Raw genomic sequence first — 12,979 nt, 5'->3', positions numbered from 1 at the left:
TCTTCCAAACATTCAGTCTGTCTATTTTTTATTCGGGGTACGATTTAATTGCAGCTAACGGTCAAGTATAAGCGTAGTGCGGGATTAGAAGCACTTCACTTTCGGTTTGGCTATATGTTTCTTAATGTTCATTTTGCTTCAATTTAGCACTTTCGCCCGCATTACGCTTATACAATGTTGTAGTGCGTTTTTATTCATTTTCAGTCTTTTATCGTCCATGTCGTACAGTTCAACAGACCACCATGAAGTCCGATTTCATTGTAATTAATCGTTTCAATCCTTCTGTCTGGAAAAATCTCTCTGAATTTGACATAAACTTCTTGGTCTTTGTTTTTCTCTGTTTCAAAGATTGGTAGCACAATCAAGTCTTGGATTTCCAAATAGTTAACATAGCAACCAATTGCATGGTCAGGATATTTCTTTTCTTTATGGTCTAGAAATGGAATGTCGATATAGTCAAGTCCTTTCTCTTTTAGGACTTTGTTAACCCCGTCCTTCCAATATTTATATTCCCGTTCTCGGTCATTTCCAAGTAATGTGCAGCGGTCAACAAATCGAACCATTCCGTCTGCATGACCAGTCAAATCAGATTTTATTTGAGGAATAACAATTATCTCAACTTCAAGAAGTTTTTCAATTTCATCAATCAGTTTGTTTTTCCTTGAGTATTCTGGGTTCTCGTCAAAAACTCGGTCAGTAATAATTGCCCTGTCTAACCAATTCACAACATTGCCACCGTCCAGGTTGATTTTGGAAAATTGAGGTTTAATGTTGTTGGCTTTACATACTTTTTGAGGGTCTGATTGAAGTTCTAAGTCGTCTTTAAGGTATGAAGGTTCATAGCGGAATTGGACAAATTTTCCCTTTTCAATCTGAATAGGCATGTAGTCTCTGCACCAAATGTCTTTTGTGGCTTTTAAAAAACCATACTTAATAGAATTATTTTCAAGAAGTTCAGTTAAAGCGTTGCAGGTCTTTGTAAACCGCTCGTCAGACAGCATTCTTTCAGAAAAATAAACCGTATTTGATTCTTTACCTGTTACCATTCAAAAGAAAATTTGTCCATTCGGTTTGTTTGTCTTCACGGTAAAATCGGGCTGGGGTGGTTAATGCTTGGAAAGCAATTCCTTTGTTGTCACAATGCTTTTGGATTTCCGACAGTTGCTTTCTCATTTGAGGTATATCAGTGAAGGTTCTTCTTGTAAAGCAAACCCTTTTCAAGTTTGGAAGAGTGTCAATTAGTGCAATGATATTTTTCCATCGAGTTACTTTATTGTCGATGTAACCGTCATAGTAATTGGCTTCTTGACCTTCTTCAACTTGAATTTCTTCAATTAGGTCGGTTAGGTCAATTTTATGCTCCTTAATAAAATCTAATTTTTCCTGTTTAGAAGCACCTTTTAAGTCTGATTTTCCAAAAGCTGTTGGAAGAAGTCTCCACAAATAGTTTCTACTTCTTCCATAGAAAAATTCAGCGTCATTGTCCGCTGTTTCGGGGTTAAATGTTCCAATTATCAGCGTTTCTGTCTTTGGACTTATTTGGTGGTCTAAAAATCTATGTTGAACTGTATTCATGTCGTTTCTTTAAATGCACTACAACTACCGCCTAAACGCATTGCCCTTATTTCCTCTATATTTTCCCGTTTACAAACGCTTACCATCGTTTGTAAACGTTTGATAACGGATCGACCCCAAACCTACCCAATCCCCAGAAAACAAAAAATACCCTGCATGGGGTATTTTTACATAGTGGTGGATCAGAGAAATAGCAAAAAAAACAGGCCTGGAGTAAAGCAGGCCTGTTGGTAGTCAATTGGTTTTGGGTCTTTTATTTTTTGCTGAGGGCCTGGCCGTCAAATTGGATCCCTCCCCAGCCACTTTGGATAAAGTTGCGGATATTCTGGTGGTCGCTGCCTTCGGGGTTTTTCAGCACATCTTCCCGGTAAAAGTCCCCAAAAAGCTGAAGGGTCTGGTGGGCACTCAGCTGTTGGAGCTGGGCGAAGCTGAAGATCTTGCAGGAACCGTTGTTCTGTCCTGCTTCATTGGTGGTTCCGCCATTGGTAAAGCGGGTAGGGGTGAAGTCGTAGTTTTCGTCAATATGGGCGATGGTTTCCTGAAAAGTAATGGTTTCGGGAGCCTGTTGGATTTTTTCTGTCAAAGTCATATGATGTCGTTTTCGGGCAAAAATAGGGGATTTGATGGGTTTAGAAAAATGGATGGGAAAGTGGTCCACGAATTACACTAATTTTCATGGTTAGGGAAGAGGTCCACGAATTGCACGAATTTACGCGGATGGTTTTGGGTAAGATAGCTGTCGACCGTGGACTGAATTCAGTAATCCATAGCCTTTTCATAAGCGCCGATTCCTTCAATCATCGCGCTGGTCAACCGTTCCAGCTCAATGTCTGAAATGACAAAGGGCGGCATGGTGTAGATCAGCTTCCCAAAGGGGCGCAGCCAAAGTCCCCGGTCAGCCAGTTCTTGTTGGATCACAGGCATGGTCACAGCTTCTTTCATCTCCACTACGCCGATGGCTCCCAATACCCTGACCTCTTGGACACTTTCAAGTTCCTCCAAAGCGGGCAAGCTGGCATTCAGGTGCCTTTCGATCCTGCGAACATTGGCCTGCCAGTCTTGGGACAGAAGTAGCTGCAGGCTGGCCAGGGCCACCGAACAGGCCAGGGGATTGCCCATAAAGGTGGGGCCGTGCATAAATACCCCCGGTGAGCCTTTGGAGATGGTCTGGGCCACTTCTGCGGTACAGAAGGTAGCGGCAAAGGACATATAGCCCCCGGTCATGGCTTTTCCTATGCACATGATGTCCGGTGTGATGCCGGAATGCTCACAGGCAAAAAGCTTCCCCGTCCGCCCAAATCCCGTGGCGATTTCATCGGCGATCAACAGGATACCGTACTTTTCGCAGAGGCTTTTGACGGCCTCCAAATAGGCGGGATGGTAAAAACGCATCCCACCAGCCCCCTGTACGATGGGTTCAAGGATAAAGGCAGCGATTTCCTGGTGATGTCCCGCAAGGATCTTTTCCATTTCATCGATTTCTTCCTGGATCAACTCGCCATGAAACAAGGACTGGGGGGCAGGTAAAAAGAGCTGCTTGGACAAGCGCTCATTGAAAATGCTATGCATACCCGTGACGGGATCGCAGACGGACATATCATGCCAGGTGTCTCCATGATAACCGTTTCGGACCGTGACAAAGCGGTTCTTTTGCCCCATGTCCTTGGAGTGCCAATATTGCAAGGCCATTTTCATGGAAACTTCCACGGCCACCGAGCCGGAATCGCTATAAAAGACATGTTCCAGTCCTTTGGGAACAATTTGCAACAGGCTTTTGGTCAGTGCTGCTGCAGGCTTATGGGTGATCCCCCCAAACATGACATGGGCCATGTTTTCCAGTTGGCCATGGATGGCCTTGTTCAGTTCAGGGACATTATAGCCGTGTATGGTGGACCACCAGCTGGACATGCCGTCCATCAAACGTCTGCCATCCTCCAGTTCCAGGTAAACGCCCTTGGCAGATTTTACTACCAAATTATCCACTTCCCTGGAAGCAGAGGTGTAGGGGTGCCAGATATGCTTATGATCTATGGAAAGGATTTCTTCTTGGGTCATATGGCGTGTTGTTCATTTTTTACGTTTTTCCTCTGTTTTCTCTACAATCCATTTGATGGGTTTCACCAATTTATCAAAGCTGATCACCAAGACCAAGGTGACGTGAAAAAGGATGAAACAGAGGCCTTTTTTTATCTGTCATTGACAGTAATTGAATCAGAGGAAAAGCGGAAAAACGTAGCTTAGTTACCTTTAAAGCATGTACATTTACTTGGGGAAGTGAAAGTATAAAGGGGATTGCAAATCCCCTTTATCATGCGTTCCTGATTACAAATCAGGAACGGCCTTCCTTTATAAGGTATCCAGATTACAAATATGGATGAGCTTTGGTTTTCTAATATCTAGCGTCTTCTATCTAGTGACTTTCTTAGAGTCCAGCAACCTCGGCTTCTTTATGGATTTTCTTCACCAATCCCTGCAATACTTTGCCCGGGCCACATTCCACAAAGTCGGTGGCGCCGTCGGCGACCATATTTTGTACCGACTGTGTCCATTTTACCGGAGCGGTCAGTTGGGCAATTAGGTTGGCCTTGATGGTTTCCACATCCGTTTCGCCTTTGGTGCTCACATTTTGGTAAATAGGACAAACAGGCTGCTTAAATTCGGTGGCCTCAATGGCTTTTTGCAGTTTTTCCCTGGCTGGCTCCATCAAAGGGGAGTGAAAGGCTCCACCTACCGGTAGGGGAAGGGCCCTTTTGGCACCGGCTGCTTTGGCTTTCTCACAGGCAATCTCAATGCCTTTATTGGAACCGGAAATCACCAATTGTCCCGGACAGTTATAGTTGGCAGCCACAACGACCTCTCCATCCTGCTCTACTTCGGCACAGATTTCTTCCACCTGGGCGTCTTCCAATCCCAGGATGGCGGCCATGGTAGAAGGGTTGATTTCACAGGCTTCCTGCATGGCCAAAGCCCTTTGGTAAACCAGTTTCAGGCCATCTTCGAAAGACAAAGCGCCCGCAGCTACCAAGGCTGAAAGCTCGCCCAAAGAGTGCCCCGCCGCCATGTCCGGTTTGAAGTCCGGGGTGGTTTTGGCCAAAATAACGGAATGAAGGAATACCGCTGGCTGGGTTACCTTGGTTTGCTTTAGTTCCTCAGCAGTACCATTGAACATGATTTCGCTGATCTTGAAACCCAGGATTTGATCTGCCTGATCAAAAAGTTGCTTGGCATCCGCATTGGTTTCGTACAATTCTTTGCCCATTCCTGGGAACTGTGCTCCCTGACCGGGGAAAACATAAGCTTTCATAGATAAATCTTTTTTATAAATCCATGTGGTTTCGAGCCTATTAGGTAAATAAATACGTTGCCCCAAGCCCCAAACCTCATGGAGGTGAAAATTCAACTTATTAATTTCGGCCTCAAATATACCAAAAATTAGGGGTTTTAATCGGGATTATCGATGTTGATTGCAGCGGGAAAGGGGGGAGCCGCTAGCCTTATTTCTCATCCGAAAGCATTAAGAGATCGCGGGAAACTTTCTTGTCCCTTTACTCCAAGCTCAATGCTATTAAATTAAGAGGAATAATAACCACAGTATTTCATAGAAAGCCTAAAATTTTCGGTTCTATATGGATTACTATGGGTAGACAAATTTAAGTCTTTTAGAGGGGCTAAATGTATGGATGTTCAAAGGGGCTTGGTGCCGATAGCCATCGGCAGGGAAAGGAATTTCCCCTATTGGCAGGGAAGGCGGCTAAAGCTGCCAGATTAGGCTCATATAACCCTGGGTTGGCACCCAGGGTTATTGATATTGGTCCTTTCAGGGCTACGTACAGCCGTTGATAACCATAAAACTGGTGTACCCCAAAGGGGGACAGTATAGATAACCCCGGGCCTGTCTGCCCAGGCAGGCAAGCCGACAGAGGAGGTATAGCCCGGGGTCGGCGTCAACAATGGCTCAATCATTAGCAGCCAGAACTATCCATAATGCTAGCCATTTTCCGCTAATGCCCTTGGTCACCTTGAAAAGCCTTACTGAAAATCCACCTCCAATAAACCACACAGAAGAGAACTGCAATTGGATGTTTTAGCAGGTTTAGCCATACTAAATCATATAGAGCCAAATTTTCTCTCAGTAAACTCCAAACCCTCTACGGTAAAATCTCCGCAAGATTCCCCTTTAAAGATCCTCTTCGGATAAAAACTTCTTTTTATCCTCTTCGGTGGGGAAACGACAGGTTTCCCGCTTTCCGAACCATTTGTACCGGTTTTTTGCTATCCAGTCATAAATCGGATCTCTTAAAAAAGGCGGTACAATGATAAAGGCATACAAAAGGGGCCAAAGCCCCTGAAGTTTTTTGGCGATTTCCAGTGCTGCACGGCTTTTATAATAGACCTTATTGTCCTTAAGCAGGATGATGGAATCGAGGTAATCCTCGTTGAGTTTTTTTTCCTTCAACAGTTTTTTGCTGACCTCATCCTGAAGTGAGGCCAGCTTGAAGTGGTTGTTGGAATCTCTTTGTATGATGAAGTCTACCGCCTTATTGCACAGGTTGCAGACCCCATCAAAGAGGACAATGTCATATCTTGAGTTGGTAGGGCTCATTTAATGATCTGTATATGTCCTTTTAGCTCCTGCTGCCCGGTACTTTCCTCATTGGTGTCAAACAATACCGTGCCGGAATAGAAATAGGTTCCTGCTGGAAGCTCATTGCCATTGGTATCCTTTCCGTCCCAACGGATGAAGATATCATTTTCATTGGAGGTGGCACTGTTGTACTCAAATACCAGTACACCCCATCTGTTGTAGATTTTGATCTCCACAGCGTCTACAAACCTTGGACATCTTGAAAAAGGATTGTCAAAGGCCTGGAAGGTATCATTGGTGCCGTCCCCGTTAGGGGTAAAGGCATTTGGCAGTTCGTAATTTGGACAGTTATCTACACAAACGATATTGCTGGGCTCACTTTCATTGCCTGAGCGGTCCACCGCAGTAATGTAGTAGCAGCCCTTGAAATCAGTAAGTCCGGAAATGGTGGTCGATCTGCTCAATGAGTTCAGCGTGCTGACCAGTTCAAAGGTGCCTTCGTTACCATTTGGGGAGAAATATACCCTGAAGCTTCCCAGTTCATCGTCACAGTCCCCGGAGAAATCGGGCTCCCAAGACAGGTTATGGAAGAAGTTGGTGAAGTTACAATCATTCTGGGAAAGCAACTCTTCACAGTCAGGACCTTCAAAAGTCAAAACAGGAGGACAGGGAAGCCTATTATCGTCCGGCCTGGCACAAATCACCTGGGATTTGTTTTCCAGTGGATAAGTAAGCATCGGCACATTATATGTGCCTTTGGTAATGACGTAATAGCAATACTCTGTATCCCTGTTCAGCGGGATTCCATTATGGCTGCCGTCATCCAGGAATGTAAAGCCTTCCGTGGTCACATCGACTTCCGCGATAAGTTCAAAGGTGTCTGCATCCTCTGCATTGGGATCGGTACGGTTTCGATAGACTTCATGCCTGAACTGACTGATGCTATTGTTCCAGGGGACATTGAATTCCCAGTTAAGCTCAATGGCTTCATTGATAATGGTCGGCTGTAACCAGACAGAAGAGGCATTGCTGGAGGTGTCGATCCGCTGGCCGCCATCAAGGAGGATTACCTCATAATTATAGACCAAACCTTCGGTATTCAAGCCTGTATCGGTAAACAGGGTGTCGCTGGTTGTGGTCACAGTCACCAAATTGGCATTGCCTGCAAAGCCCTCTGACCGCAAAAGTTGGTATTCATAAGGTCCCGGGAACTGCTGGGTGTCGATATCATAAGGTGGTGTCCATTTGACAAAGATTTCCCCACTTTGGCTGTCCGTTTCTTCCACACTCACATTGGTGATGATAGGGACATCCACATCAATGGTTACACAGAACTCTTGGGATACAATACTTGACCCACCTCTCGGCTGGGGATAAGTGGCCACCAACCTGTAGCAATAGGTGTTGCCCGGTGAAAGCCCCTCTCCACCATTATTATCCATGAAGTCAAAGGTGTTCATATCGGTGGTGCCGATCAGCTCATAACCTGAGCGTATCCCTGTTTCACAGGAATCGGGTTCGTAAGGGTTGCTGTTGACACTGCGCCAAATTTCCATGGTTTCGGCACTGTTGGAACAGGAATATGGATCCCAGCTGATGCTGGTGGTTCTACCGGGCATTTGCTGCACGGACTGAATGACCGGAGCAGGCCCGACCACCTTGATGTTCCAGGTTCTGATGTCCACCAGTGAGGGGCCCGATTCAGGATCGTCAGAAATACGTATCCTTACTTGGTATTCCCTTTCCCTGACATGGTTACAGACTGTTTGCCAATCAAAGTTGATGATACCAGGCGAGGACTGGAAACTGGATTCTGGATCATAAGTGGCTGGAGAAGAAGAGATTTCGATCGGATCGCCGAACACTTCAATTTTAATATCATCCCCATCCGGGTCGGTTCCTTGGATAATTTCTTCGATCTTGGTGCCGGCTACCACACAAAGGTCCGGCGGGATCTCCAGCACAGGCCGCTGGTTGTCGGAGTTTTCAATGATAATCTGCATATCGCGGACCACATATCCGATCTTTTGGTATTCTCCATTGATCTTTCTCCATTCTTCTATATGGAAGGCAATATTATATTGTCCGGCAATTCCCGGGGCATCCCAAACGAGGTCTCCGGTGACCGGATCCATGGAAATGAACGGATTGGGAGAACCGTCTTCGCGGTTGAAGCTAAATTCATTCGATGCAGGGCTTCGGTAATTGGTGACAGGCCTTTGGAAATCCTGAAGAGGAACAATGTCATCAAAGCGGTAAGCCAAGCTGTCCCCGTCCGGGTCATAGGCCCCGGGGTTATGGATATAGCGGGTATTGATCTGGCCATTGTCCACTGGAGGGATGGTCAAAACCGGAGAATTGTTTACTCCGATAAATGGATCAATGGTGATCATGGTCTCTATATAAAACGGGGTCTCCACCGAATTGTCCATGTTCAGGGTAAGGTCGTTCCGGTTGAATTCCTGAAAACGGATGGTATAGGTTCCCGGTCCCTGATAAGTATGGGTGATCACAAAAGTGTTCTTTTCAATTTGATTGCCCAAGGACTCCACTCTTTCGAAGTCACTTTCGGTGTTAAGGTTTTCCACCACCCTTCCGTCCCCAAATTCGATCCTTCCCGGACCAAAGATGACAGAGGAACGGGTATCGGTATAGCCCACCACCGTGATGCGGTAAGTGAGGCTTTGCACTGAAATTCTCTCAGCAATGATTTCTCCCGCCCGAATGTGGGTGGCCAGAACATCATGAAGTCCTATAAAGAGCAGGGACAGGGTGAATAAGAGAAAAGCTTTACATTTCATAAATCTTACAAGTTTTACTACTTCTGCCCGATCAGATTACTGGATTTTCGGGAAGGTTACTTAAAAATATTGACGTAATTATACTTAAATTTTTCTAAGTAGTAACCGCAAATTTTTATTCAATTTCTAATTATATACGAATTAAAGTTAACGAAGTGTATCATATTATCTAAATACAAGTGAAAAATTAAGCCAATAGGACATAAAAAGTTTAAAAAAGTCCAAAAAACTAGGTTTAAGGGATTATTTAGAACAATTTAAAATAAGGTGTTTACGTAGAGCTGAGATTGTTTACTAAACTTTCCGCATTTAACTTTGTTAACCAAATTGAAATCTTATTACCATCTACATTAAATAAATCAAAGAAGTATATGAGTTGGGTAACCAAAACCTTTACTAGCACTTTGGGAAGAAAGTTGCTAATGGCCCTGACAGGCTTATTCCTGATATTATTTCTTATAGGACATGTTTCAGGAAATATGTTATTGTTTAAAGATGACGGAGGGCAGGCTTTCAATGAGTATGCCAAGTTTATGACCACCAATCCAGCAGTAAAGGTACTTTCTTGGGTTACCTATCTCTCGATCATCGGTCACGTAATCTTCGCCATCATTCTTGGTGCTAAAAACAAAAAGGCAAGACCTATCGGTTATTCCGAAAGTGGGGCCGGCACCAACAGCTCCTGGAATTCCCGAAACATGGGTGTTTTGGGGACCATCATTTTGATTTTTATCGTGGTGCATCTCCAGAACTTCTGGGCACAGATGCATTGGGGAGGTATCCCGACGGTAAGCTATGAAAGCGGTGAGGTGAAGGACCTTTACACGGTAGTGAATGCTGCCTTTGCCAATGTAGGTTTGGTCGCCCTGTATGTGGTGGCAATGGCCTTCCTGGCATTTCACCTGAACCATGGCTTTGCCAGTGCTTTCCAGACCTTGGGACTTAATCACAAGAAATATACTCCTGCTATCAAGTTTCTTGGAAGTGCATTCTCTATCATTGTTCCGGCATTGTTTGCTTCCATGCCGATTTACATCTATTTCTCAACTTTGAATTAATATAAGCCAATATGATACTTGATTCTAAAATACCAGCAGGTTCATTAGCTGAAAAGTGGACGAAACATAAATTCAATATGAAGTTGGTCAATCCGGCCAACAAGAGAAAATACGATGTGATCGTAGTGGGAACCGGCTTGGCAGGTGCCTCCGCAGCAGCATCATTGGCAGAGTTGGGCTATAATGTAAAAGCATTCTGCTTTCAGGACAGCCCTAGAAGAGCCCACTCTATTGCCGCTCAGGGTGGTATCAATGCCGCTAAAAACTATCAAAATGACGGTGACTCTGTGCACAGGTTGTTCTATGACACCATTAAAGGTGGGGACTACCGTTCCAGAGAAGCCAATGTATACCGACTGGCAGAAGTATCGGTAAATATCATTGACCAATGTGTGGCCCAAGGCGTTCCTTTTGCCCGTGAATACGGCGGATTGCTGGCCAACCGGTCTTTCGGTGGTGCACAGGTATCGAGGACCTTCTATGCCAGGGGCCAGACCGGACAGCAGTTGCTGTTGGGAGCTTACTCGGCCCTTAGCCGCCAGGTGGCCAATGGCAAAGTGAAGCTTTATCCAAGAACGGAAATGATGGATGTGGTGACGATTGACGGAAAAGCCCGTGGAATCGTGACCAGAAACCTGATCACCGGGGCTGTGGAATCCCACAGTGCACATGCTGTATTGCTTTGTACCGGTGGATACGGCAACGTATTCTTCCTTTCTACCAATGCCATGGGCTCCAACGTCACTGCAGCTTGGAGAGCGCATAAGAAAGGGGCCTATTTTGCCAACCCTTGTTATACACAGATTCACCCTACCTGTATTCCTGTTTCAGGGGATCATCAGTCCAAGCTGACCTTGATGTCCGAGTCTTTGAGAAACGACGGTAGGGTATGGGTACCAAAGACGAAGGAATTGGCGGAGAAACTTCGCAAGAGGGAAATCATGCCAAAAGATATCAAAGACGAGGACAGGGATTATTACCTGGAGAGAAGGTATCCTTCTTTCGGTAACCTGGTACCTCGTGACGTAGCTTCCAGAAATGCGAAGTACGTTTGTGATGAGGGAAGAGGGGTGAATGAAACCGGAGAGGCCGTATTCTTGGATTTCAGGGATGCGATCATTCGTGATGGAGAAGACGTGATCAGCGCCAAATACGGTAACCTGTTTGACATGTACCAGCAGATCACCGGTGAAAATCCTTACAAAACCCCTATGAAGATTTATCCTGCGGTACACTATACCATGGGAGGACTTTGGGTGGATTATCACCTGATGACTTCTGTCCCCGGGCTGTATGCTTTGGGAGAAGCCAACTTCTCTGACCACGGGGCCAACCGATTGGGGGCTTCTGCTTTGATGCAGGGACTTGCTGACGGTTACTTTGTGATTCCTTACACTATTGGTGACTACCTGGCCGGCATGGCCTACGAAAAGGTGCCGGTGGATCATGAAGCATTCAAAAAGGCTGAAAAGGAAGTTAAAGACAAAATCCAGCAGCTGCTGAGCATCAACGGTAGCAAGACCGTGGATGATTTCCATAAGCGATTGGGCAAAATCATGTGGGAATACTGCGGAATGGCCAGAAATGCTGAAGGATTACAGAAAGCGATCGGCATGATCCAGGAGCTGAAGAAAGAATTCTGGAGGGATGTCAAAGTGTTGGGCGCTAATGAGGAATTGAACCTTTCTTTGGAAAAGGCCCACCGTGTGGCTGACTTCCTGGAACTGGGTGAGCTAATGGTAAGGGATGCACTGCACAGAAATGAATCTTGTGGTGGTCACTTCAGAGAAGAATATCAGACTGAAGAAGGGGAAGCCCTTCGAGATGACGAGAATTTTGCATATGTAGGTGCTTGGAAGCACATGGGAGAAGGCGTAGAGGAAGAGTTGAACAAGGAGATACTCGAGTTCGAAAACGTGAAGTTGACCCAGCGTAGCTACAAGTAATCATTTCAAAATCTAAAATTCATAATTATTATGAACTTAACACTTAAAGTTTGGAGACAAAAAAACGGTTCTGACAAGGGCAGTTTTAAAAACTATACATTAACTGGAATCTCTGAAGACATGTCTTTCTTGGAAATGTTGGATGTGCTCAACGAGGAGCTTTCAGAAAAAGGCGAGGATCCGGTACACTTTGACCACGACTGTAGAGAAGGTATCTGCGGTATGTGTTCACTGTACATCAACGGTAAGCCACATGGCCCTCAGCAGACGACGACCTGTCAGCTGCACATGAGGTCTTTCAAAGACGGGGATACCATTGTGATCGAACCTTGGAGAGCGGCAGCTTTTCCGGTAGTTAAGGATTTGGTAGTGGACAGAGGTTCTTTTGACCGCATCATCCAGGCCGGTGGTTACGTATCGGTAAACACGGGCGGTGTACCTGATGCCAACGAAATTCCGATTCCCAAAAAGATCGCCGATGAGGCATTTGACGCGGCTACCTGTATCGGTTGTGGCGCTTGTGTAGCAGCTTGTAAAAATGCTTCTGCCATGCTGTTTACTTCTGCAAAGATCAGCCAGCTGGCCATGCTTCCACAAGGTAAGGTAGAAAGAAAAGAGAGAGCGGAGAAGATGATCGCCCAGATGGATGCGGAAGGTTTTGGAGCCTGTACCAATACAGGTGCCTGTTCGGCGGAATGTCCAAAAGGCATCAGCCTGACCAATATTGCAAGAATGAACAGGGAATATTTCTCTGCCATAGCGAGCAGTGAAAATGTATAATAAGGGATTATTGTACGCTATTCTATCAGGGTATTAAATGTCCTCAATGGCTTCCTGCCGGTAGGCAGGGATCTCGCTGATAGGCACAGCAACTTCCTTATATATTCCATTTTTTTGGAAAAGCCAAGGAAAGTATGATGCAGATAAGAAAGCGTATAAGCCCATCACTGATATCAGTAAAAAAGGCCGGTTTTAACCGGCCTTTTTTACGTTTGGCCTTGACCTGACAATAAG

Annotated in this window: 10 protein-coding genes; 3 read left to right on the top strand and 7 right to left on the bottom strand. The window is 45.4% G+C overall.

The annotated features are described in order from the left end of the window. Window positions 1-200: 200 nt before the first annotated feature. The 7 genes from ACYVAA_RS15525 to ACYVAA_RS15495 all read right to left on the bottom strand — a co-directional run bounded on the left by ACYVAA_RS15525 (window position 201) and on the right by ACYVAA_RS15495 (window position 8,961). Entirely contained in the window at window positions 201-1,046 is an 846-nt protein-coding gene (locus tag ACYVAA_RS15525) for an agmatine deiminase family protein (protein WP_460543352.1), read from the bottom strand. Then, window positions 1,033-1,575 (bottom strand): uracil-DNA glycosylase family protein, encoded by a 543-nt coding sequence (locus ACYVAA_RS15520; RefSeq protein WP_460543350.1) that lies wholly within the window; start codon window positions 1,573-1,575, stop codon window positions 1,033-1,035. The genes ACYVAA_RS15525 and ACYVAA_RS15520 overlap by 14 nt, the downstream gene beginning before the upstream one ends. A gap of 253 nt (window positions 1,576-1,828) precedes the next feature. Continuing rightward, the gene (locus tag ACYVAA_RS15515; RefSeq protein WP_460543348.1) at window positions 1,829-2,164 is read right to left on the bottom strand and encodes a HopJ type III effector protein; all 336 of its coding nucleotides are present in this window, start codon (window positions 2,162-2,164) and stop codon (window positions 1,829-1,831) included. 167 nt (window positions 2,165-2,331) lie between these two features. After that, window positions 2,332-3,630, bottom strand: coding sequence for an aspartate aminotransferase family protein (gene bioA / locus ACYVAA_RS15510; protein WP_460543346.1), 1,299 nt, complete (start codon window positions 3,628-3,630; stop codon window positions 2,332-2,334). 367 nt (window positions 3,631-3,997) lie between these two features. Then, complete coding sequence (gene fabD, locus ACYVAA_RS15505; RefSeq protein ID WP_460543344.1) at window positions 3,998-4,879, bottom strand: ACP S-malonyltransferase; 882 nt, start codon at window positions 4,877-4,879, stop codon at window positions 3,998-4,000. A gap of 873 nt (window positions 4,880-5,752) precedes the next feature. Beyond that, window positions 5,753-6,178, bottom strand: a complete 426-nt coding sequence (locus ACYVAA_RS15500; RefSeq protein WP_460543342.1) for a thiol-disulfide oxidoreductase DCC family protein — start codon at window positions 6,176-6,178, stop codon at window positions 5,753-5,755. Beyond that, window positions 6,175-8,961 carry a T9SS type B sorting domain-containing protein gene (locus tag ACYVAA_RS15495; protein ID WP_460543340.1) on the bottom strand — a complete coding sequence of 929 codons (2,787 nt, stop codon included), beginning with the start codon at window positions 8,959-8,961 and terminating at the stop codon, window positions 6,175-6,177. The genes ACYVAA_RS15500 and ACYVAA_RS15495 overlap by 4 nt, the downstream gene beginning before the upstream one ends. Window positions 8,962-9,332: 371 nt before the next feature. Here ACYVAA_RS15495 and ACYVAA_RS15490 point away from each other — a divergent pair, with 371 nt between their 5' ends. From ACYVAA_RS15490 to ACYVAA_RS15480, 3 genes are read left to right on the top strand one after another with little or no spacing between them, the layout of a single operon-like run. Beyond that, the gene (locus ACYVAA_RS15490; RefSeq protein WP_460543338.1) at window positions 9,333-10,019 is read left to right on the top strand and encodes a succinate dehydrogenase cytochrome b subunit; all 687 of its coding nucleotides are present in this window, start codon (window positions 9,333-9,335) and stop codon (window positions 10,017-10,019) included. An 11-nt stretch (window positions 10,020-10,030) separates the two neighbouring features. Then, window positions 10,031-11,965 carry a fumarate reductase/succinate dehydrogenase flavoprotein subunit gene (locus ACYVAA_RS15485; protein WP_460543336.1) on the top strand — a complete coding sequence of 645 codons (1,935 nt, stop codon included), beginning with the start codon at window positions 10,031-10,033 and terminating at the stop codon, window positions 11,963-11,965. Between the two features lie 30 nt (window positions 11,966-11,995). Further along, the gene (locus ACYVAA_RS15480; RefSeq protein ID WP_460543334.1) at window positions 11,996-12,745 is read left to right on the top strand and encodes a succinate dehydrogenase/fumarate reductase iron-sulfur subunit; all 750 of its coding nucleotides are present in this window, start codon (window positions 11,996-11,998) and stop codon (window positions 12,743-12,745) included. Window positions 12,746-12,979 lie beyond the last annotated feature (234 nt).

Source organism: Echinicola sediminis (genome assembly GCF_054777495.1).
The sequence above is the reverse complement of the archived record's forward strand: the minus strand, read 5'-3'. Positions and strand labels throughout refer to the sequence as shown.

What these genes read in the sequence shown, in the direction of transcription:
- ACYVAA_RS15525 (WP_460543352.1), bottom strand. Translation starts at nt 1,046, where the DNA reads ATGGTAACAGGTAAAGAATCAAATACGGTTTATTTTTCTGAAAGAATG.
- ACYVAA_RS15520 (WP_460543350.1), bottom strand. Translation starts at nt 1,575, where the DNA reads ATGAATACAGTTCAACATAGATTTTTAGACCACCAAATAAGTCCAAAG.
- ACYVAA_RS15515 (WP_460543348.1), bottom strand. Translation starts at nt 2,164, where the DNA reads ATGACTTTGACAGAAAAAATCCAACAGGCTCCCGAAACCATTACTTTT.
- bioA (WP_460543346.1), bottom strand. Translation starts at nt 3,630, where the DNA reads ATGACCCAAGAAGAAATCCTTTCCATAGATCATAAGCATATCTGGCAC.
- fabD (WP_460543344.1), bottom strand. Translation starts at nt 4,879, where the DNA reads ATGAAAGCTTATGTTTTCCCCGGTCAGGGAGCACAGTTCCCAGGAATG.
- ACYVAA_RS15500 (WP_460543342.1), bottom strand. Translation starts at nt 6,178, where the DNA reads ATGAGCCCTACCAACTCAAGATATGACATTGTCCTCTTTGATGGGGTC.
- ACYVAA_RS15495 (WP_460543340.1), bottom strand. Translation starts at nt 8,961, where the DNA reads ATGAAATGTAAAGCTTTTCTCTTATTCACCCTGTCCCTGCTCTTTATA.
- ACYVAA_RS15490 (WP_460543338.1), top strand. Translation starts at nt 9,333, where the DNA reads ATGAGTTGGGTAACCAAAACCTTTACTAGCACTTTGGGAAGAAAGTTG.
- ACYVAA_RS15485 (WP_460543336.1), top strand. Translation starts at nt 10,031, where the DNA reads ATGATACTTGATTCTAAAATACCAGCAGGTTCATTAGCTGAAAAGTGG.
- ACYVAA_RS15480 (WP_460543334.1), top strand. Translation starts at nt 11,996, where the DNA reads ATGAACTTAACACTTAAAGTTTGGAGACAAAAAAACGGTTCTGACAAG.